Origin of the sequence: Pseudomonas sp. GCEP-101 (genome assembly GCF_025133575.1) — a bacterium.
In the GTDB taxonomy this organism is placed as follows: domain Bacteria; phylum Pseudomonadota; class Gammaproteobacteria; order Pseudomonadales; family Pseudomonadaceae; genus Pseudomonas; species Pseudomonas nitroreducens_B.
This window is the reverse complement of sequence record NZ_CP104011.1, coordinates 1,760,731-1,782,565: the sequence shown is the minus strand read 5'-3', so window position 1 is coordinate 1,782,565 and position 21,835 is coordinate 1,760,731. Positions and strand designations below refer to the sequence as shown.

Here is a 21,835-nt window from a genome sequence, read left to right as displayed (position 1 = left end):
TGGGCGTAGGCAAAACCCTCTGAACCTGTTTCCAATCTGCTGCGCGTCGGCATAACTGCGTTGAAATCGGTCTCGGGATGCTCATTTACTGCGCGTAAACTCCGCTCCCTCAACCGATTTCGCCTTGTTCTGCTCTAGCTCGCGAGATCGTAAACAGGTTCTCGGATCGATCATCAATGCCCCGCGTAATCACCGCTGCGCTGAAGGTCTTCGGCGGCCTCGAGGATCGACTCGCGCAGGGTATCGACGATCTCGTCGACCTGCTCGCGGGTGATGGTCAGCGGCGGCGACATCACGTTCAGGTGCACGATCGGCCGCACCAGCAGGCCCTTGGCCTGGGCGCGCAGGTGGATCTTCTCGCCGATGTTCAGCGCCTCGGGGAAGAGCACCTTGCTGCGCTTGTCGGCGACGAACTCGACGCAGGCCATGAGCTTCTGGCAGCGCACGCTGCCCACCAGCGGCAGGTCGGCCAGTTCCTGCAGACGCTGCTCCAGATAGCCGCCGACGTCCTTCACGTGCTCCAGTAGATTCTCACGCTCGATGATCTCGATGTTCTTCAGCGCCGAGACGCAGCTCACCGGGTGCCCGCTGTAGGTGAAGCCGTGGGCGAAGCAGCGGCCCTGATCGGCCTCGCCGATCACCTTCCAGATACGGTCGGAGAAGATGCACGCGCCCAGCGGCAGGTAGCCGGAGGTCAGGCCCTTGGCGGTGGTGATGATGTCCGGCTGCATGCCGAACACCTCTTCGGAGGCGAAGAAGGCGCCGAGGCGGCCGAAGGAGGTCACCACCTCGTCGGCGACGTAGAGCACGTCGTACCGTTGGCACACCTGCCACATGCGCTGATGGTAGCCCCGGGGCGGGATGATCACGCCGCCCGAGCCCATGATCGGCTCGGCGAAAAAGGCGGCGACCTTGTCCGAGCCCAGTTCGAGGATCTTGTCTTCGAATTCCTTGACCAGGAATTCGAGGAAGTCGCCCTCGGTCATCCCCTCCGGTGCGCGATAGGGATTGGGGCAGGAGATGTGGTGGATGACGTCCTTGAGGAAGTCGAACTCGGCCGGGTGGTCGGCGACCTTGCCGCCCAGGGACATGGTGAGGAAGGTCGAGCCGTGGTAGGCGTTGACGCGGCTGATGATGTGCTTCTTTTCATGCTTGCCGCGGCAGTTCTGGTAGTACTGGATCAGGCGGTAGGCGGTGTCCACGGCGGTGGAGCCGCCGGTGGTGAGGAACACGTGGTCAAGGTCGCCCGGCGCCAGTTTGGCGAGCTTCTCGCAGAGCTCGATGGCGCTCACGTTGGCCATGTCGCAGAAGGGGTTGGAGTAGGCCAGCTGGCGCACCTGCTCGGCGATGGCATCGGCCATTTCCGCACGGCCCAGGCCGATGTTGGTGCACCACATGCCGCCCACGGCGTCCAGGTAGCGGTTGCCCTTGGTGTCGTAGATGTAGGCGCCCTCGCCGGCAGCGATGTTCAGCGCACCGTTGACCCGGTGATCGTCGAACACGTGGTAGCCGTGCATGTAGTGGGCCTTGTCGGCGGCGACCAGCTGCTCGTCGTTGAACTGGGCGAAGAAGGCTGGGGTTGGGGTGGTCATCGGCTTTACCTCGAAATTACGGTTCGTCGTGCGAGTCCTTGCCCTCTCCCTAACCCTCTTCCGCAAGCGGGAGAGGGGACCGTTCGGAGCGCTCGGCGACTACGACGGTCATTGCGGGCCCGCTGCCTGCGAATCATCAGGAGGATGACTTCCCAGGATGCTGCTGCGGGCTGCCCCCTCTCCCTTCAGGGAGAGGGCTGGGGAGAGGGGGCTTTTGAATGAGTGGAACTCAGGACCCGGTCTTCACCGCATTCCAGGTGCGGGTGATCAGGCGGGTGGCCTTGGGGTTCTGCACCTTCTGGGTGAACAGACGGGCGCGGGTCTCGGCGTCGGGGTAGATCGCCGGGTCGTTGCGCACCTCGGCGGCCAGCAGCGGGGTGGCGGCGGCATTGCTGGAGGCGTAGCGGATGTAGTCGGCGACGCCGGCGGCCACCTTGGGCTGCAGCATGTACTCGATGAACCGGTGGGCGTTTTCCACGTGCGGCGCGTCGGCCGGGATGTAGAAGTCGTCGAACCAGATCAGCGAGCCTTCCTTGGGCACGAAGTAGCCCAGCTTGACCTTGGCGCCGGCTTCGTCGGCGCGGGCCTGGGCGGTGGCGTAGTCGCCGGACCAGGTCATCGCCATGCACTGGTCGCCGTTGGCCAGGCCGTTGAGGTAGCTGGTGGAATCGAACTTGCGAATGTACGGGCGGATCGATTGCAGCAGGTCCTGGGCGGCCTTGAGGTCCTCGGGCAGCGCGCTGTTGGGGTCGCGCTTGAGGTAGGCCAGGGCCAGCGGGATCACGTCGGTGGGGGAATCGATGATGGTCACCCCGCAATCGGCGAATTTCGACACGATCTTCGGATCGAACAGCATCGCCAGCGAGCCGATGGGCGCGTCGGGCATGCGCTGCTTGATCTTTTCGATGTTGTAGGTGATGCCGTTGCTGCCCCAGGTGTAGGGCGCCGAGTACTTCACGCCAGGATCGTAGTGGTCCAGGTGCTTGAGCACCTCCGCGTCGAGGTTGTTCCAGCTGGGCAACTTCGACTTGTCCAACGGCTGGAAGACCCCCGCTTTGAGCAGCGGCGGCACCAGGGCGGCGTTGAGCACCACCAGGTCGTAGCCGGAGCGTCCGGGCAGCAGTTTGCCCTGCACCGTCTCGTAGGAGTCGAAGGTGTCGTAGACCACCTTGATGCCGGTCTGCTTCTCGAAATCGGCAAGGGTGTGTTCGCCGATGTAGTCGGACCAGTTGTACAGCCGCAGCGTCTTCGCGCTGTCGGCGTCCTCCCCGTGCCCCAGTGCCGGCAAGGTCGCCAGCGCCGCGCTGAGTACTGCTGCGAGCGTTTTCTGCATGTCAGTCCCACCTGTGATCTTGTTATGGAGTGGCAAATTCGCGGATAGCGCCACTCTCGACCAGGGGCGCCGCCCGGACCATTCCCCGAACGGGTAGGTAAGGGGCTGCTGGCGTTTCGATGCGAGCCGCGTTGCCGCGAAACATCGCGCAACCCGAAGGGACGACTAACGGCCCACGCCACCCCTCGTGAGCGCGCATCGTCGTGGCCGTGGCGAAGCGTCAACGGCCCCTGGCGCTGGCATCCTGTCGAACAATCGTTCAGATTGGCCACCTGAAACCTTAGGAGCCAGGCATGAACGAGGAAGTCCGCTTTACCCGACTGGAGCCGGAGCAGCGCAAGGCATTGCTGATCGAGGCCACCCTCGCGTGCCTGAAGCGCCACGGCTTCCAGGGCGCCTCCATCCGCAAGATCTGCGCCGAGGCCGGGGTCTCGGTGGGGCTGATCAACCACCACTATTCGGGCAAGGACGAGCTGGTGGCCGAGGCCTACCTGACCGTCACCGGGCGCGTCATGCAGCTGCTGCGCGAGGCCATCGCCGAGGCGGCGCCGGATGCCCGCGCGCGGCTGTCGGCGTTCTTCCGCGCCTCGTTCAGCGCCGAGCTGCTCGACCCGCAACTGCTGGATGCCTGGCTGGCGTTCTGGGGCGCGGTGAAGACGGCTGAGGAAATCAACAAGGCCCACGACCATTCCTACGGGGAGTACCGCGCCTTACTGGCGCAGGCGCTGAACGAGCTGGCGCAGGAGCAGGAATGGGCCGATTTCGATGCGGAGCTGGCTGCGATTGCCCTCAGCGCGCTACTCGACGGGCTGTGGTTGGAGTCGGGCCTGAATCCCAATACCTTTACCCCGGAGCAGGGCGTGCAGATCTGCGAAGCCTGGGTGGATGGCCTCCAGCACGGCGGCCGGCAGCGCTTCTGTCGGGCGTCGGGAGTCTGTTGATCGAATGTTCAGCGGACGGTAACCTGCCGCCATCTGCAGGACAGTTCCTACAGCTCTACCTCCACGCATAACAAGAATGGCCCCGCCACGAGCGGCGGCTTCAGCAGGGTATTGCGATGACTTCCCGTGTACTGATCGTCGACGACGATCCGGTGATTCGCGAGCTCCTCCAGGCCTACCTCGGCGAGGAAGGCTATGACGTGCTGTGCGCCGGCACCGCCGAGCAGGCCGAGGCGACGCTGGCCGAAGCCGCGCAGGCCGAACAGCCCATCGACCTGGTGATGCTCGATATCCGCCTGCCCGGCAAGGACGGCCTCACCCTGACCCGCGAGCTGCGCGTGCGTTCGGAGGTCGGCATCATCCTGATTACCGGACGCAACGACGACATCGACCGCATCGTCGGCCTGGAATGCGGCGCCGACGACTACGTTATCAAGCCGCTCAACCCCCGCGAACTGGTGTCCCGCGCGAAGAACCTGATCCGTCGCGTGCGCCACGCCCGCCAACCCGCCGCCGTGTCCACCCCGCCCAGCCGGCAGAACCACAAGCGCTTCGCCCACTGGACGCTGGACCCGGACCGCCGCCGCCTGATCGACGCCGGCGGCAGCGAAACCCCGCTGACCCACGGCGAGTTCCAGCTGCTCTGCGTGTTCCTGCGCAACACCGGCCATACCCTGAGCCGCGACCAGCTGATGGACCAGATCCGCAACCGCGAGTGGCTGCCCAACGACCGCTCCATCGACGTCCTGGTCGGCCGCCTGCGCCGCAAGCTGCGCGACGACCCCGCCGAGCCCGAGCTGATCATCACCATCCACGGCGCCGGCTACCTGTTCACCGCCACGCCTGCCGACGCCTGAGTTATCGATGATTTCAGGGGGCGCGGAACAGTCCCCTCTCCCTTCAGGGAGAGGGTTAGGGAGAGGGAAGCCCCCGCTCCGATTCCTTCTGTATTTCCTGGCTTTGCTCTTCTGCACCATCACCCACGCCGCCCAACCCCTGCGTTACTGCGACTACCCCGTCTACCCGCCCATCTCCTGGAGTGACGGCCACGACGTGCGCGGCCTGGCGCCGCAGACCGTGCGCAGCGTGCTCGGCCAGCTGGGCTACGACGTACAGACCGTGGTGCTGGGCAACTGGAAGCGCTGCCTGCTGGACGCCGCCGAGGGCCGCGTCGACGTGGTGCTCGCCTACCAGACCCCGCAGCGCGACGACGGCCTGCTCTTCTCCCGCGTGCCGGTGCTGCGCGAGGAAGTGGCGATCTTCTACAACCGCCGCAAGCCGGTGCGCTTCGATCAGCTCGGCGACCTCGCCCGGTACCGCGGCGGGCTGCTGTTCGGCGAAAGCTACGGGCCGGCGTTCGACCGCCTCGTTGCCGAGCACGGCAACGTCGAATGGGTCTCCGACAGCCGGCAGAACTTCGGCAAGCTGATCCGCCAGCGCATCGACTTCATTGCCTACGAGCGCCGCACCGGCGCGCTGTTCGTCGAGCAGCTCGCCGGCGGTCAGGACATCGCCGCGCTGCCGCGGCCGCTGACGGTGGACTACCTGCGCATCGCCGTCTCCCGCCATTCGCCGCTGGCCGCGCGGATGGACGAGATCGACGCGGTGCTCCAGCAGCGCGTGGACGACGGCAGCATCGCCCGCTGGCTGCAGCAGAGCGAGCAGGACTACCGTGCCCTGCTCGCCGGCGACGGGGTGCCGCGTTGAGGCTGCCCGGCGGCCTGGCGCGGCGCCTGCTGCTGCGCGTGCTGCTGTTCAGCCTGTGCTTCACCGTGCTGGCCAGCGCGGTGCAGCTGTACTTCGAATACCGCCGGGAGATGCGCGACATCGACACGCGCCTGGAGCTGATCCGCGTCGGCTACCTCGCCAGCTTCGAGCGCAGCCTGTGGGACCTCAACCAGGAGCAGCTCAACGTGCAGCTGCGCGGCCTGGCCGACTTCCCCGACATCGCCCAGGTGCGCCTGCGCAGCGCCGACTTCAACCTGGTGCAGGAGGCCGACGAGCAGCGCGGGCCGTTCCGTGTCGAGCACTACGCCCTGGCCTTCCAGCCGCCGGACGGCGAGCGCCGCGAGCTGGGCGAGCTGGAAGTCAGCATCGACCTGGGCGCTGTCTACCGGCGCCTGCTCCACGGCGGGCTGGCCAGCCTGCTGTGGATGGGGGTGTTCGTCTGTGGCCTGGCGGTGGCGCTGAGCTGGTTGTTCCACAGCCTAGTGACGCGCCACCTGCGCACCATGGCCGACTTCGTGCGTGGCCTGACCGGTGGCGACCTGGGCACCGAGCTGGCGCTGGACAAGCAACGCTCAGGCGAAGAGGACGAAATCGACACCGTCGCCGATGCCCTCGATGGCCTGCGCCGCGCCCTGCGTGCCGAGCTGCGCCGCCGCGAGGCCGACCGCGCGGCCCTGCAGAGCAAGCGCGACGAGCTGCAGCGGCGGGTCGAACGGCGCACCGCCAGCCTGCGCCGCGCCAAGGAGGAAGCCGAGGCCGCCAACCGCGCCAAGAGCCGCTTCCTCGCCACCATGAGCCATGAGATCCGCACCCCGCTCAACGGCATCCTCGGCATGGCCGAGCTGCTGCGCGCCGCGGCCCTGGGCGAGCAGGACCGGCGCCGCCTGCAGGCACTGTCCACCGCCGGCGAGGGGCTGCTGGCGATCCTCAACGAGGTGCTGCACTTCGCCAAGCTGGAGGACGGCGCCAGCCAGCCGGAGCCGGTGGACTTCTCCCTGCGCCGCCTGCTCGACGACGTGGTGACGCTGCTGGAGCCGCGCGCCGAGGACAACGGCACCTGCCTGCGCCTGCGCATCGACCCGCAGGTGCAGGACGCCTGCCGCGGCGCCGAGCAGTTCCTGCGCCAGGTGCTGAGCAACCTGCTGGCCAACGCGGTGAAGTTCACCGAGGAAGGCGAGGTGCTGCTGGAGGTCGCCGTGCTGCACGGCAGCGAGGCCGGGCAGCGCCTGCGTTTCAGCGTCACCGACGACGGCATCGGCATCTCCGCCGAGCAGCAGGAGAAGATTTTCCAGCGCTTCACCCAGGCCAGCGACGAGGTCGCGCGGCGCTACGGCGGCACCGGGCTGGGGCTGGCGATCAGCAAGCGGCTGGTGGAAGCCATGGGTGGCGAGATCGGCGTGGAGAGCCTGGAAGGCGAGGGCAGCACCTTCTGGTTTGAGATCACGCTGGCGCCGGGCGTGGTGCCCCACGCCAGCGTGGCCGTGGAACAGGCGCCGGCGCTGGACGTGCTGGTGGTGGAAGACGTTGCCCTCAACCGCGAGGTCGCCCAGGCCCTGCTGGAGCGCGACGGCCACCGCGTGCAGCTGGCCGACGACGCCGAGCCTGCGCTGGCGCTCACCGCCGCGCGGCGCTTCGATTTGATACTGCTGGACATGCACCTGCCGGGCATGAACGGCCTGGACCTGTGCCGGGCGATTCGCACCCAGGCTGGCGGGCGCAACGCCACCACGCCAATCCATGCCTTCACCGCCAGCGTGCAGCCGGGGATGGTCCGCCGTTATTTCGAGGCCGGCATGCAGGGCGTGCTGGGCAAGCCCCTGCGCCTGGACGACCTGCGCCGCGCGTTGTCCGGCGTGGCCTGGGAGCTGCTGCCCGAGGCGGCGGATGACGGCCCGCTGGATCGCCAGGTGCTCGAGACCCACCGTCGCCTGCTGGGTGAGCACAAGCTCAACGAACTGCTCGCCAGCCTGTGGGCGCTGCTCGACGCGCAATGGCCGCTGCTGCTGGAGGCGTTGCGCCAGGAGGACGCGCTGGAGGTGGCCAGCCTGGCGCATCGACTGGCGGGCAGTTGCCGGTCGATGGGCTTGCGTCGGCTGGGAGATCGCCTGGGCGAGCTGGAGCAGGCGGCGCTGGCGGGCTCGCTGTCCGGCGATTGGGCGGCGCGACTGGAACAGGAACGAACCCTGGCCGGCGAGTTGCTGAACACCCTGTAGGAGCGGGCCATGCCCGCGATCGCGCGCATGGCGCGCTCCTACAATTCGATTCCATTGCCAGGAACTGTTCGCGAGACTGCGGCGGATAACGCTGGCGCGTCAGGCGCCCTACGAACTCCAGTAGCAGGGAGCGCCAAATGTTGTAGGAGCGAGCTTGCTCGCGAACCCGCCCAGCGTTGGACTCGCCGGGAAATCTGTTCGCGAGCAAGGGCTGGGCGCCCCCTCGCTCCTACTGAAAGATCCCCTGAAACCCCCGCCCCGCGCGCCCTGCACAAAATCCTTACATCTTTCTACAACTTCGATCCTGGCGAACAACCGCGCCTTACATCGCCTTCCAATAATCCGGTGGCATCCGTGCCCGAGCCACGGCCTCTGATTGATTGGAGATAACAATAATGATCCAACGTAGAGTTCCGCTCCGCCGCGCCCGCCGTTCCCTGGAGGTGCGCCATGTCTGAGTCCCATCACGCCGGCAGCGGCGAAAAGATCCAGCTGACCCGCGCGCTCAAGAGCCGCCACATCTTCATGCTCTCCCTGGGCGGGGTGATCGGCACCGGCCTGTTCATGGGCTCGGGCGTCACCATTGGCTCCGGCGGCCCCATGGGCGCCATCCTCGCCTACCTCGTCGCGGGCCTGCTGATGTACCTGGTGATGGTCTGCCTGGGCGAGCTGTCCGTGCAGATGCCCGTTTCCGGCTCGTTCCAGGCCCACGCCACGCGCTTCATCGGCCCGGCCACCGGGTTCATGATCGGCTGGGTCTACTGGATGAGCTGGGCCTCCACCGTGGGCCTCGAGTTCACCGCCGCCGGCATGCTGATGACCCGCTGGTTCCCCGAGGTGCCGATCTGGCTCTGGTCGGGCTTCTTCGTAGTCGTCCTGTTCTCCCTCAACGCCCTGGCCACCCGCGCCTTCGGCGAGGCCGAGTACTGGTTCTCCGGGATCAAGGTCGCGGCCATCCTGGCCTTCATCGTGGTCGGCCTGCTGGTGATCTTCGGCGCCATTCCCCTCAACAGCGGGGCGGCCGCGCCGGGCCTGTCCAACCTGGTCAGCGACGGCCTGTTCCCCAACGGCCTGTCCGCCGTGTTCGCGGTGATGATGACGGTGGTCTACGCCTTCCAGGGCTGCGAGATCATGGGCGTCGCCGCCGGCGAGACCGACCAGCCGGAGAAGAGCATTCCGCGCGCCGTGCGCAACGTGGTATTCCGCGTGCTGATCTTCTACGTGCTGGCGATCGTGGTGCTGTCCGCCATCGTGCCGTGGAAGCAGGCCGGGCTGATGGAAAGCCCCTTCGTGCAGGTGTTCGACATGGTCGGCATCCCCTATGCCGCCGACCTCATGAACTTCGTGATCCTCACCGCGATCCTTTCGGTGGGCAACTCCGGCCTGTACGCCTCCACGCGCATCCTCTGGGCCATGTCCAAGACCGGCATGGCGCCGCGCAAACTATCGAAACTCAGCGCCCGCGGCGTGCCGCTCTACGCGCTGCTGATCAGCCTGGCCTTCGCCCTGCTGTCGCTGCTGACCAGCATCGTCGCCGCCGACACCCTGTTCATGGTGCTGATGGCGGTGAGCGGCATGGCCGGCACCGTCACCTGGATCGTCATCGCCTACGCCCAGTACCGCTTCCGCCGCGAGCACATGGCCAAGGGCGGCAGCGTGGCCGACCTGAAGTACGCCGCGCCGCTGTTCCCGCTGGTGCCGCTGGCGTGCATCGCGATCTGCTGCTCGCTGTTCGTGTTCCTCTCCCTGGACCCGACCCAGCGACCGTCGCTGTACTGGGGCTTCGGCTTCATGGCGGCCTGCTACGTCGCCTACTACGTGCTCAAGCGCAAGCGTGGGCAGGTGCTGACCGACGAGGCGGTACCGAGCCTCGGCTGAGCCTTCGCGCTCTACAGAAGCCCCGCATCGCGGGGCTTTTGCTTTGCGTAGGGCGGATAACGCGCCAGCGTTATCCGCCGCAGGACCGGCGGATAACCTGTCCCAGGTTTTGCGCCCTACAAGCCTGCCTTTGCCTGACAAGACGCCCCGCATCGCGGGGCTTTTTTCTTTTGCTTTGCGGCTCTTCGTAGGAGCGAGCTTGCTCGCGAACCCGCCCAGCTCCAGAGCGGCCGGATAATCCGTTCGCGAGCAAGCTCGCTCCTACAGGTACACCACTGGCCCCCTCTCTTGCTGAACGTTTGTTCGAAGTTGTAACAAGCTCCCGGCGAAAGCCCTGGGAAAACCCCTCAACCCCCGCGCCGCGCGGCCTTCCCGCTGGTTGGCCGGGCGTTACAAGCTCCCCTTTCGGGTGGATTGCCGGCTTGCTGAACAAGTGTTTAGTATTGGCTCCAACGCTTCATCGCCTCAGCAAACGACTACAAGAACGAGGGCAGCATGACTCAGCCATCCCCGCTCAGCCGGGTCCAGGACGGTATCGCCTGGATCACCCTGAACCGCCCCCAGCAGCGCAACGCGCTGGATGTCCCCACGCTCAAGAACCTGCTGGCCCTGCTCGATGCCCATGAGGCCGACGAAGCCGTGCGCGTCATCGTGCTCGGCGGCGAAGGCCGCAGCTTCTGCGCCGGCGCCGACCTCGCCGAATGGGCCGAGGCCGAAGCCCGTGGCGAACTGGAAACCTACGGCTGGACCGAAACCGCCCACGCGCTGATGCGCCGCCTGCACGGTCTGGACAAGCCGACCATCGCCGCCGTCAACGGCACCGCCGTCGGCGCCGGGATGGACCTCACCCTGTGCTGCGACTTCCGCATCGCCGCCGCCTCCGCACGCTTCAAGGCCGGCTACACCGGCATGGCCTACTGCCCGGACGCCGGCGCCAGCTGGCACCTGCCGCGCCTGATCGGCAGCGAAGCGGCCAAGCGCCTGCTGTTCCTCGACGAGTTGTGGAACGCCGAGCGCGCCCTGGCCGCCGGCCTGGTGGGCGAGGTGGTCGCGGACGATCAGCTGCAGGCCCAGGTCGGTGAATTCGCCGCGCGCCTGGCTGCCGGCCCGACCTTCGCCTTCGCCCAGACCAAGCGCCTGATGCGCGACGGCGCCGCCCGCACCCTGGCCCAGCAACTGGAGGCCGAACAGGCCGCCGGCCTGCTCTGCGGCCGCAGTGAAGATGCCGCCGAGGCGCTGCGCGCCGTGGCCGAAAAACGCTCCCCCCAATTCAAAGGCCGCTGACGGCTGCAGGTGATGTGATGGATTTCCAACTGACCCAGGAACAGGAAATGCTCGTCGAGGCGGTCAAGGCTTTCGTCGAGAAAGAGCTGCTGCCCTACGAGGAAGAAGTGGACCGCGCCGACGCGGTGTCCCCGGAGCTGGCCGCGCAGATTCGTGGCAAGGCCCTGGCGGCCGGCTTCTATGCCTTCAACATGCCCGAGGAAGTGGGCGGCGGCGGCCTGGACTACCTGTCCCAGGCGCTGGTCGAGCGCGAGCTGTCCAAGGTCTCCTGGGCGCTGCACGTGTTCGTTGCGCGCCCCTCGAAGATCCTCATGGCGTGCAAGGGCCAGCAGGTCCAGGACTACCTGCTGCCGGTGGTGCAGGGCGAGAAGATCGACTGCTTCGCCCTCACCGAACCGGGCGCCGGCTCCGACGCCAACTCGATCAAGACCCGCGCCGTGCGTGACGGCGAGGACTTCGTGATCAACGGCTCCAAGCACTTCATCAGCCACGCCGGCCACGCCGACTTCGCCATCGTCTTCGCGGTGACCGACACCTTCGAGCGCAACGGCAAGAAGCGCAACGCCGTGACCGCCTTCCTGGTGGACAAGGGCACCGCCGGCATGACCGTGCGCCGCGGCCCGAAATGCGTGAGCAACAAGGGCTACCACACCTACGAGATCTTCTTCGACGACTGCCGCGTGCCGGCCTCCAAGGTCCTGGGCGAAGTCGACAAGGGCTGGGAAGTGGCCAACGCCTGGCTCACCGCCGGCCGCGTGATGGTCGCCGCCAACTGCGTCGGTCAGGCCCAGCGCGCGCTGGACCTGGCACTGCAATGGTCGGCCGACCGCAAGCAGTTCGGTGCGGCCATCGGCAGCTACCAGGGCATCTCCTTCAAGCTCGCCGACATGGCCACGCAGATCCGCGCCGCCGAGCTGATGACCCTGCACACCGCCTGGAAGATGGACCGCGGCAGCATGACCGACGGCGAGGCCGGCATGGCCAAGCTGTTCGCCAGCGAAGTGCTGGGCAAGGTGGCCGACGAGACCGTGCAGATCTTCGGCGGCATGGGCCTGATGGACGAAGGTCCTGTCGAGCGCATCTGGCGTAACGCCCGTATCGAGCGCATCTGGGAAGGCACCTCGGAAATCCAGCGCCACATCATTTCCCGCGAACTGCTGCGGCCGTTGTTGCGCTGATTCTCGGCACCATTTGGGGGCGACGGGCCAGTACTGAAAGCCCCTCTCCCCAGCCCTCTCCCTGAAGGGAGAGGGGGCAAAAGCGAATAGGCGCGTGGACAGACACCTGCGCTGAAGGATGACCCGAAAGCTCCCCTCGCCCTTCAGGGAGAGGGGCTGGGGGAGAGGGCAGCGCCCCGTACCGAGACCGACATGAAAAGAGAAAACCTCCAGCGCCTATTGGCGCCCCGGCACCTGGCCTTCATCGGCGGCCGCAGCATGGCGCGCGCGCTCAAGCGCTGCGCCGAGGGCGGCTTCGCGGGTGCGATGTGGCTGGTCAACCCGCAGTACGACGAACTCGAAGGCGTGCCCTGCGTGCGCAGCATCGCCGAGCTGCCCGAAGGGCCGGACGCGGTGTTCGTCGCCACCAACCGCGACCTGACCGTTCAGGCCGTCGCCGAACTGGCCGCCAGGGATGCCGGCGGCGCCATCTGCTACGCCTCCGGCTTCGCCGAAACCGGCGAAGAGGGCGAGGCCCTGCAGCGTCGCCTGCTGGCCAGCGCTGGCGACATGGCCCTGCTCGGCCCCAACTGCTACGGCCTGCTCGACTACCTGCACGGCGCCGCGCTGTGGCCGGTGGCCCACGGCGGGCACCTGGTGGAGAAGGGCGTGGCGGTGCTGACCCAGAGCGGCAACTTCGCCTACAACCTGTCCATGAGCGACCGCTCGCTGCCGATTGCCTACATGGCCTCGGTGGGCAACCAGGCGCAGCTGGGCGTGGCCGAGCTGATGGACGTGCTGCTCGACGAGCCGCGCGTCACCGCCATCGGCCTGCACCTGGAAGGCCTGAAGAACGTCCCCGGCTTCGCCCGCGCCGCCTTCAAGGCGCTGCAGAGAGGCATCCCGGTGATTGCCCTGAAGACCGGCGTATCGCAGATCGGCGCCGAGCTCGCGCTCAGCCACACCAGCTCGCTGGCCGGTTCCGACGCGCTGTACGACGCGCTGTTCGACCGCCTCGGGGTGATCCGTGTCAGCGGCCCGGTCAGCTTCATCGAAACCCTCAAGGCTGCCGCCTGCGGCAACCTGCCGGCCGGTCCCAGCCTGGCCGCGCTGGCCTGCTCCGGTGGCGACGCCGGGCTGATCGCCGACTACGCCGAGCGCAACGGCCTGGGCCTGCCCAAGCTCCTCGACGCCCAACGCGCCGAGCTGGCCCAGGTGCTGCCGGACTACGCCAACATCGCCAATCCGCTGGACTTCACCACCGCCATCTGGGGCGACGGCCCGGCGCTCGAGCGCATGCTCGACAGCGCCCTGCAGACCGATGCGGATGCCGCGCTGCTGGTATTGGACTACCCCGGCGAGGAAACCGGCGAACGCCCGCAGTGCGACCTGCTGCTGGAACTCTACTGTGCCGCGCTGGAGCGCCACGGCAAGGTCGGTTTCATCGCCTCCGCGCTGCCCGAGCTGCTGCCCGAACATGCCCGCGAACTGCTGCATGCCCGTGGCGTCGCCGCGCTGCAAGGGGTCGAAGACGGCCTCGCCGCCTGGGGCCGCATCGCCCACTACCGCCAGCGCCGCGACGCGCTGCTGGCCCGTGGCGAAGCCGCGCTGGTGCCGCTCTGCCCGCAGGCGCTGGACGGCGACGGCCGGCTGCTGGACGAGTGGCAGTCCAAGCAGGCGCTGAAACCTTTTGGCCTGCCACTGCCGCGCGCCGCCCTGAGCACCCCGACGCAAGCCCGCGAGGCGGCGGCCGACGTCGGCTTCCCGCTGGCGCTGAAAGTGGTCAGCGCGCAATTGCCGCACAAGACCGAGGCCGGCGGCGTGGCGCTCAACCTGCGCAACGAGGCGGCGCTGGAAGCGGCGCTGTTCGACATGCGCGAGAACATCACCCGCCACGCATCCGGCGTGTCCTTCGACCAGGTGCTGCTGGAGCGCATGGCCAACCCGCCGCTGGCCGAGCTGATCGTCGGCATCAAGCGCGAGAACGGCTTCGGCCTGGCGCTGGTGCTGGGCGCCGGCGGCATCCTCGTCGAGCTGCTCAAGGACAGCCGCAGCCTGCTGCTGCCGACCACCGACGCGGCGATCCGCGATGCCCTGCTGAGCCTGCGCAGCGCGCCGCTGCTCACCGGCTTCCGCGGTCGCCCGGCGGTGAATCTGGACGCGCTGGTGGAAGCCATCCGCGCGGTCGCCGACTACGCCTGCGAGCACGTGGACACCCTGCTAGAACTGGACGTCAACCCGCTGCTGGCGGACGCCGACGGCGCCGTGGCGGTGGATGCGCTGATCCGTACCGCCGAATGAAACGCACCTATAGGAGCGAGCTTGCTCGCGAACACCCCCCGCTTTGGGGCTCGGTTCGCGAGCAAGCTCGCTCCTACGAAAAGCAAAAGCGGCGCACGCCGGGTAGTCGGCGTGGGCCCCAACGAGTAGGGCGAATAACCGCTCGCGGTTATCCGCCGAAGAACACTTCGGGAGATCGTTCATGCACAACGAGAAAACCCTCACCGGCGGCCAGGCCCTGGTGCGCCTGCTGGCCAACTACGGCGTCGACACCGTGTTCGGCATTCCCGGCGTGCACACCCTGGAGCTGTACCGCGGCCTGCCCGGCAGCGGCATCCGCCACGTGCTGACCCGCCACGAGCAGGGCGCCGGCTTCATGGCCGACGGCTATGCGCGGGTCAGCGGCAAGCCCGGCGTGGCCTTCATCATCACCGGCCCGGGGGTGACCAACGCCGCCACCGCCATCGGCCAGGCCTACGCCGACTCCATCCCGATGCTGGTGATCTCCAGCGTCAACCACACCGCCAGCCTGGGCAAGGGCTGGGGCTGCCTGCACGAGACCCAGGACCAGCGCGCCATGACCGCGCCGATCACCGCGTTCTCGGCCGTCGCTCTGAGCGCCGAGGACCTGCCCGAACTGATCGCCCGCGCCTACGCCGTGTTCGACAGCGAGCGCCCGCGCCCGGTGCACATCTCCGTGCCGCTGGACGTGCTGGCCAACCCCGTCGCCCGCGACTGGACCCGCGACGTGGTGCGTCGCGCCGGCCGTGGCCAGCCCAGCGCCGATGCGCTCAAGCAGGCTGTGGATAAACTCCAGGCCGCCCAGCGCCCGATGATCATCGCTGGCGGCGGCGCGCTGCATGCCGCCGACGCCCTGGCCGCGCTGAGCGAACGCCTGGCCGCGCCGCTGTTCACCAGCGTCGCCGGCAAGGGCCTGCTGGCGCCGGAAGCGCCGCTGTCCGCGGGCGCCACGCTGTGCACCCAGGCCGGGTGGGACATGATCGCCGAGGCCGACGTGGTGCTCGCCATCGGCACCGAAATGGCCGACACCGACTACTGGCGCGACCGCCTGCCGATCAGTGGCGAGGTGATCCGCGTCGACATCGACTCGCGCAAGTTCAACGACTTCTACCCCAGCGCCGTGGCGCTGCTGGGCGATTCCAGGGCCACCGCCGAAGCGCTGCTCGCCGCGCTGCCGAGCGCGACCCGCGACGCCGCGAAAGCCCAGTCGCGCATCGCCGAACTGCGCGCGCAGATCGACGCCGGCCACGCGCCGCTGCAACGGATCCACCAGTCGATCCTCGAGCGCATCGCCAAGGTGCTGCCGGACAACGCCTTCATCGCCAGCGACATGACCCAGCTGGCCTACACCGCCAACTACCTGTACCCGAGCCAGGCGCCGCGCGGCTGGCTGCACCCCACCGGCTACGGCACCCTGGGCTACGGCGTGCCCGCCGGCATCGGCGCCAAGTTCGGCGCGCCGGAGCGTCCGGGCCTGGTGCTGGTCGGCGACGGCGGCTTCCTCTACACCGCTCAGGAACTGGCCACCGCCACCGAAGAGCTGGACAGCCCGCTGGTGGTGCTGCTGTGGAACAACGATGCGCTGGGGCAGATCCGCGACGACATGATCGGCCTGGACATCGAGCCCATTGGCGTGCTGCCGCGCAACCCGGACTTCGCCCTGCTCGGCCGCGCCTACGGCTGCGAGATGCGCCAGCCGCAGAGCCTGGACGAACTGGAGCGCGACCTGCGCGCCGGCTTCGCCCATCCGGGCGTGACCTTGATCGAGTTGAAACACGCCTGCGCCCGCTGAGCCAGTCCAATACCTGCCTGCGCTTACTCATGCTGCGTTGAAAGCAGGCTCAAAATGCTCATTTGGCGCGCCAAACTGCGCTTTTTCGCCTGCTTTCGCCTTGCCTGAGCGGCGCTCAGACAGGCCTTGAACAGGCTCAGGAGAATGGAATGCGATATTCACACTTCACCCAACGCATCGCCGGCGACGGCGCTGCCGCCTGGGACATCCACTACCGCGCCCTGGCGCGCATGGAGCAGGGCGACGACATCCTCCTGCTGTCGGTGGGCGACCCGGACTTCGACACGCCGGTGCCCATCGTGCAGTCGGCCATCGACAGCCTGCTGGCCGGCAACACCCACTATGCCGACGTGCGCGGCAAGCGCTCGCTGCGCGAGGCCATCGCCCGCCGCCACACCCAGCGCAGCGGCCAGGCCGTCACCGCCGACGACGTCGTCGTGCTGGCCGGCGCCCAGTGCGCGCTGTACGCCGTGGCGCAGTGCGTGCTCAACCCGGGCGACGAGGTGATCGTCGCCGAGCCGATGTACGTCACCTACGAAGCGGTGTTCGGTGCCTGCGGCGCCAAGGTCATCCCGGTGTCGGTGCGTTCCGAGCACGGCTTCCGCGTGCAGGCCGAGGACGTTGCCGCGCTGATCACCCCGCGCACCCGCGCCCTGGCCATCAACAGCCCGCACAACCCTTCCGGCGCCAGCCTGCCGCGCGCCACCTGGGAAAAACTGGCCGAGCTGTGCGTGAACAATGACCTGTGGATGATTTCCGACGAGGTCTACAGCGAGTTGCTGTTCGACGGCGAGCACATCAGCCCCGCCAGCCTGCCGGGCATGGCCGAGCGCACCGCGACGCTCAACAGCCTGTCGAAATCCCACGCCATGACCGGCTGGCGGGTGGGCTGGGTGGTCGGCCCGCGTGAGCTCTGCGCGCACCTGGAAAACCTCGCCCTGTGCATGCTCTACGGCTCGCCGGATTTCATCCAGGACGCCGCCTGCACCGCGCTGGAAGCCCAGCTGCCGGAACTGGAAGCCATGCGCGAGGCCTACCGCCAGCGCCGCGACCTGGTGCTCGACTGCCTTGCCGATTGCGTCGGCGTGCGCGCCCTGCGCCCCGACGGCGGCATGTTCGTGATGGTGGACATCCGCGCCACCGGGCTCTCCGCCCAGGACTTCGCTGATGTGCTGCTGGATCGCCACGGCGTCTCCGTGCTCGCCGGCGAAGCCTTCGGCCCCAGCGCCGCCGGACACATCCGCCTCGGTCTGGTGCTCGGCGCCGAACCGCTGCGCGAAGCGTGCCGCCGCATTGCTCTGTGCGCCGCCGAACTGCTCAAGGAAAAACGCTATGCATGACCGCACGCATCTCTACATCGATGGCGCCTGGGTGGCGCCGCAGGGGCAGGGCCTGGCCGAGGTGCAGAACCCGGCCACCGAGGAATGCGTCGGCCGCGTGCCGCTGGGCGGCGAGGCGGACGTGAACCGCGCGGTGGACGCCGCCCGCCGGGCCTTCCCGGCATGGTCGCAGACGCCGTCCCACGTGCGTGCCGGCTACATCCGCGCGCTGGCCGAACAACTGCAGAAGCGCGCCGACGAGATGGCCGCGCTGATCACTGCCGAGCTGGGCATGCCGGTGCAGTGGTGCCGCATGGTGCAGGTCGACGGGCCGATCGAGGGCCTGCAGAGCTACGCCGAGCTGGCTGCGCACATGGACGAGGTGCGCGAGGTCGGCAACTCGCTGATCGTGAAGGAGGCGGTGGGCGTCTGCGCCTTCATCAACCCCTGGAACTACCCGCTGCACCAGTTGATCGGCAAACTCGCCCCGGCACTGGCTGCCGGCTGCACGGTCGTCTGCAAGCCGAGCCAGGACACCCCGCTGCACGCCTTCCTGCTGGCCGACCTGGTCCACGCCATCGGCCTGCCGGCCGGCGTGTTCAACCTGGTCAGCGGCCCCGGCTCCAAGGTCGGCGAAGCGCTGGCGCGGCATCCGGACGTGGACATGGTGTCCTTCACCGGCTCCACCGGCGCGGGCGTCAAGGTTTCCGAAGCCGCAGCGCCGACGGTCAAGCGCGTATGCCTGGAGCTGGGCGGCAAGTCGCCGTTCCTGATCACCGCCGATGCCGATCTCGCCGCCGCCGTGCGCCATGGCGTGCAGGACGTGATGATCAACTCCGGGCAGACCTGCACCGCGCTGACCCGCATGCTGCTGCCCGCCAGCCGCTACGACGAAGCCGTGGAAATCGCGCGCTCCGAAGCCGTGGCGCTGAAGATGGGCGACCCGCTGGACGCGGACAGCTTCCTCGGCCCGATGTGCTCGGCCGGCCAGCGCCGTACCGTGCTCGATTACCTCCGCGTCGGCCTGGAAGAGGGCGCACAGCTGGTCTGCGGCGGCGCCGAGCGCCCGGCCCATCTGGAGCGCGGGCACTACGTGCAGCCGACCATCTTCGCCGGGGTGAACAACCAGATGCGCATCGCCCGCGAGGAAATCTTCGGCCCGGTGCTGTGCCTGATTCCCTACGCCGACGAGGCAGTAGCCATCGCCATCGCCAACGACTCGCCGTTCGGTCTGTCCAGCGCCGTCTGGGCGGGCGACCGTGAGGATGGCCTGCGCCTCGCCCGGCAGATGCGCGCCGGCCAATGCTTCGTCAACGGTGGCGCGTTCAACTACCGGGCGCCGTTCGGTGGCTACAAGCAGTCCGGCAACGGCCGCGAATGGGGCGAGCAGGGCCTGCACGAGTTTGTCGAGCTCAAGGCTATTCAACTCTGAGTGGCTGCAGAGCGCCCTCTCCCCAGCCCTCTCCCTGAAGGGAGAGGGGGCCGTCCGGAGTTTTCGAATGGATGGGAGTTGGCCGGCGAGCGCGGAGAATCGCTGCTTCGGGCGAACAAAGCTTCTGCCTCAGGCACAGGACCCACAACGCGTCGGTGCTGTCCGCAGAAGATGGCGCTGAAGAATGAACACGAAGACTCCCTCTCCCTTCAGGGAGAGGGCTGGGGAGAGGGTGCCGAGCCAGCGCACCGATCCCCCAAGTACCGACTTTCTGGCCAGGAATCCCCATGAACGTACTGATCGTCCACGCCCACAACGAACCGCAATCCTTCAGCACCGCGCTGTACCGGCTCGCCGAGGAAACCCTGCGCGGCCAGGGCCATGACGTGCAGGTCTCCGACCTCTACGCGATGAACTGGAACCCGGTGGCCAGCGCCGCCGACTTCGGCGCCCGCGCCAACCCCGAGTACCTGGTCTACGCCCTGGAGCAGCGCGAAGGCGCCAAGGCCGGGACCCTCGCCGCCGACATCCAGGCCGAGCTGGACAAGCTGCTCTGGGCGGACCTGGTGATCTTCAACTTCCCGATCTACTGGTTCTCCGCGCCGGCCATTCTCAAGGGCTGGTTCGACCGCGTGCTGGTGTCGGGCATCTGCTACGGCGGCAAGCGCTTCTACGACCAGGGCGGCCTGGCCGGCAAGAAGGCCCTGGTGAGCGTGACCCTCGGCGGGCGCGACCACATGTTCGGCGAGGACGCCATCCACGGCCCCCTGGAAGACATGCTGCGGCCGATCCTGCGCGGCACCCTGGCCTACACCGGCATGAGTGTGCTGCCGCCCTTCGTCGCCTGGCACGTGCCCTACATCAGCAACGAGGCGCGCCAGGACTTCCTGCGCCAGTACCAGGACCGCCTGCAAAACCTGGAGAGCGACCAGCCGCTGGCGTTCGTGCGCCTGGACCAGTTCGACGAGCGCCTGTACCCGCTGCCGCGCTGAGCGGCTCTGCCCTTGTAGGAGCGAGCTTGCTCGCGAACAGATTCCCGGCGACTCCGGAGTGAAGCGGGTTCGCGAGCAAGCTCGCTCCTACAGGGGGCTGCAAGCGCCCGGGAAACGAAAAAGGGCGGGCACCCGCAGATGACCGCCCCTGGAGAAAAAGTCAGTCGCTGCAGCGGATACGCGCGGGGGAGAAGGTCGTCGATGGGTGTATCGGCGACCGTACGATGAGCCTGGTATGCCCAACGTTGCTGCAGCGACCTGGCCGGCACTATACGTGGTAACAATCGGCAAAAAACGACCCTATACTGCGATTCAGTTTTGCGGCGCGGACAACAATGGTTGTCGTCTCCTACAGGCGCCTACAACAAGATCAACAGGCAGGGGGAAACATGGACGTACTTCACGCAATGCGGGCATTCGTCCGGGTGGTGGATGCCGGCAGTTTCACCGCCGCTGCCAATGCCCTGGGATTATCCACCGCCCAGGTGTCGCGGGTGGTGTCCGACCTTGAGTCCCAGCTCGAGGCTCGCCTGTTGCACCGCACCACGCGGCGGCTGGCGCTGACCGAAACCGGCGAGCGCTACCTGCAGCGTTGCCGGGAAATCCTCGCTGACGTCGAGGAAGCGGAAGCCGAGGCCAGCGGCGCGCACCTCAACCCCCGCGGCCGCCTGCGCGTGCACTCGCTCACCGGTCTCGGCCAGCAGCACCTGATTCCGCTGATCTCGCGCTATTGCGAGTCCTTTCCCGAGGTCTACATCGAGCTGACCCTGGCCCAGCGCCAGCCGGACATCCTCGAAGAAGGCCAGGACGTGGTGATCACCCGCGACCGTGAGCTGCCCGACTCCGAATTCGTCGCCCAGACCCTGGGCACCATCTACAGCGTGCTCTGCGCCAGCCCTGAGTACCTCAAGCGGCGTGGCACCCCGACCAGCGTCGCCGACCTGCACCAGCACCAGTGCCTGCGCCTGCAGGACCCGACCTTCCCCGAAGGCTGGGCCTTCGAGGAAGGCAACGAGGCCAGCGTGATCCGCCCGCGCGACACCTTCATGGTCAATGTCGCCGAGGCGCTGACCGGCGCCGCCGCCGCCGGCATGGGTATCTGCCTGCTGCCCAGCTACGTCGCCGCGCCCGCCCTGCGCCGCCGTTCGCTGGTGCGCGTACTGCCCCGGCACAGCCTGCATGTGCGGCAGATCTATGCGCTGTATCCGTCGCGGCGCTTCCTCGACGCGAAGATCCGCACCTGGGTCGAGTTCCTCAAGGCGGAACTGCCGCGGGTATTCGAGGACGACGAAGCAGCGCTCAACGATCCCGTCAACTGGGCATAAGGCAAAGGGCTAGCGTGGCGGATCGTCGCAGCCGCTCTATCTCGGCGTTCTCGGACGATCGCAGCGGATTGTTGCTTTTTAGGCAATGCTTTGTTGGTTAGCTAGCTATTTTTCTACCCACTGTTGCGCCGTAACCTTTCTTCAACCCCGCCCAACCGGGTGTTCAGAAAGGATCACCGTCATGTCCCGTTCGCTTTATGTTGCTGCCCTGTTGTCCGTGTGCTCGCTGTCCTTCACCCAGCTGAGCTTCGCCGAAGAATCGCGCCTGATGACCAACAAGCTGGTCAAGGCCAACGAAGCAGTGATTGCCCAGCAGCAGGCCGCGTCCGCCGAGCAGACCGCCAAGGCCGCCACTGGCAACGGCGCCGATTCCTGATCGGCCGCTTCCCCCGGGAGGCTCGGAGCGTGAGCCGGGCTTCTCAACACCTTGCGCCGCATACGATATGCGGCGTTTTTTTTACCTGTTGGGGGCCGGCGACGTTGCGACTTTTACAAAAGTTGCAACAGTCTTTCCTTGGCGGCGCGCTGTATCCTTGTCCGTTCGGTCA

The 21,835-nt window shown here is 67.6% G+C and carries 16 protein-coding genes; 14 read left to right on the top strand and 2 right to left on the bottom strand.

Going from position 1 to position 21,835, the window contains the following annotated elements:
* Positions 1-173: 173 nt before the first annotated feature.
* Together N0B71_RS08025 and N0B71_RS08020 are read right to left on the bottom strand one after the other, a co-directional pair.
* Entirely contained in the window at positions 174-1,592 is a 1,419-nt protein-coding gene (locus tag N0B71_RS08025) for an aminotransferase (RefSeq protein WP_259758225.1), read from the bottom strand.
* A gap of 229 nt (positions 1,593-1,821) precedes the next feature.
* Positions 1,822-2,925: a polyamine ABC transporter substrate-binding protein gene (locus N0B71_RS08020; protein WP_259758224.1), complete on the bottom strand. Its 1,104-nt coding sequence runs from the start codon at positions 2,923-2,925 to the stop codon at positions 1,822-1,824.
* Positions 2,926-3,218: 293 nt separating this feature from the next.
* On the opposite strand from N0B71_RS08020, the gene N0B71_RS08015 reads away from it, so the two are divergent.
* The 14 genes from N0B71_RS08015 to N0B71_RS07950 all read left to right on the top strand — a co-directional run bounded on the left by N0B71_RS08015 (position 3,219) and on the right by N0B71_RS07950 (position 21,663).
* Positions 3,219-3,866, top strand: a complete 648-nt coding sequence (locus tag N0B71_RS08015) for a TetR family transcriptional regulator C-terminal domain-containing protein (protein WP_259758223.1) — start codon at positions 3,219-3,221, stop codon at positions 3,864-3,866.
* Positions 3,867-3,976: 110 nt separating this feature from the next.
* The gene (locus tag N0B71_RS08010) at positions 3,977-4,723 is read left to right on the top strand and encodes a response regulator (RefSeq protein ID WP_259759506.1); all 747 of its coding nucleotides are present in this window, start codon (positions 3,977-3,979) and stop codon (positions 4,721-4,723) included.
* 88 nt (positions 4,724-4,811) lie between these two features.
* Complete coding sequence (locus N0B71_RS08005; RefSeq protein WP_442964671.1) at positions 4,812-5,573, top strand: substrate-binding periplasmic protein; 762 nt, start codon at positions 4,812-4,814, stop codon at positions 5,571-5,573.
* Positions 5,570-7,807 (top strand): ATP-binding protein, encoded by a 2,238-nt coding sequence (locus N0B71_RS08000; protein ID WP_259758221.1) that lies wholly within the window; start codon positions 5,570-5,572, stop codon positions 7,805-7,807. Before N0B71_RS08005 ends, N0B71_RS08000 begins: the two co-directional genes overlap by 4 nt.
* 450 nt (positions 7,808-8,257) lie before the next feature.
* Positions 8,258-9,685, top strand: a complete 1,428-nt coding sequence (locus tag N0B71_RS07995; RefSeq protein WP_259758220.1) for an amino acid permease — start codon at positions 8,258-8,260, stop codon at positions 9,683-9,685.
* 495 nt (positions 9,686-10,180) lie between these two features.
* Entirely contained in the window at positions 10,181-10,969 is a 789-nt protein-coding gene (locus N0B71_RS07990; RefSeq protein WP_259758219.1) for an enoyl-CoA hydratase/isomerase family protein, read from the top strand.
* A 17-nt stretch (positions 10,970-10,986) separates the two neighbouring features.
* Positions 10,987-12,147: an acyl-CoA dehydrogenase family protein gene (locus N0B71_RS07985; RefSeq protein WP_259758218.1), complete on the top strand. Its 1,161-nt coding sequence runs from the start codon at positions 10,987-10,989 to the stop codon at positions 12,145-12,147.
* A 192-nt stretch (positions 12,148-12,339) separates the two neighbouring features.
* A complete protein-coding gene (locus tag N0B71_RS07980) occupies positions 12,340-14,427 on the top strand; it encodes an acetate--CoA ligase family protein (RefSeq protein WP_259758217.1) in 2,088 nt (695 codons plus the stop codon).
* A gap of 181 nt (positions 14,428-14,608) precedes the next feature.
* Positions 14,609-16,219 carry a 5-guanidino-2-oxopentanoate decarboxylase gene (locus N0B71_RS07975; protein ID WP_259758216.1) on the top strand — a complete coding sequence of 537 codons (1,611 nt, stop codon included), beginning with the start codon at positions 14,609-14,611 and terminating at the stop codon, positions 16,217-16,219.
* 149 nt (positions 16,220-16,368) lie between these two features.
* The gene (locus N0B71_RS07970) at positions 16,369-17,559 is read left to right on the top strand and encodes a pyridoxal phosphate-dependent aminotransferase (RefSeq protein WP_259758215.1); all 1,191 of its coding nucleotides are present in this window, start codon (positions 16,369-16,371) and stop codon (positions 17,557-17,559) included.
* Positions 17,552-18,970 (top strand): aldehyde dehydrogenase family protein, encoded by a 1,419-nt coding sequence (locus tag N0B71_RS07965; protein ID WP_259758214.1) that lies wholly within the window; start codon positions 17,552-17,554, stop codon positions 18,968-18,970. Before N0B71_RS07970 ends, N0B71_RS07965 begins: the two co-directional genes overlap by 8 nt.
* 287 nt (positions 18,971-19,257) lie before the next feature.
* Entirely contained in the window at positions 19,258-19,962 is a 705-nt protein-coding gene (locus N0B71_RS07960; RefSeq protein WP_259758213.1) for an NAD(P)H-dependent oxidoreductase, read from the top strand.
* Positions 19,963-20,351: 389 nt separating this feature from the next.
* Positions 20,352-21,287 carry a LysR family transcriptional regulator gene (locus tag N0B71_RS07955; RefSeq protein WP_259758212.1) on the top strand — a complete coding sequence of 312 codons (936 nt, stop codon included), beginning with the start codon at positions 20,352-20,354 and terminating at the stop codon, positions 21,285-21,287.
* Positions 21,288-21,468: 181 nt separating this feature from the next.
* The gene (locus N0B71_RS07950; RefSeq protein ID WP_259758211.1) at positions 21,469-21,663 is read left to right on the top strand and encodes a hypothetical protein; all 195 of its coding nucleotides are present in this window, start codon (positions 21,469-21,471) and stop codon (positions 21,661-21,663) included.
* Positions 21,664-21,835 lie beyond the last annotated feature (172 nt).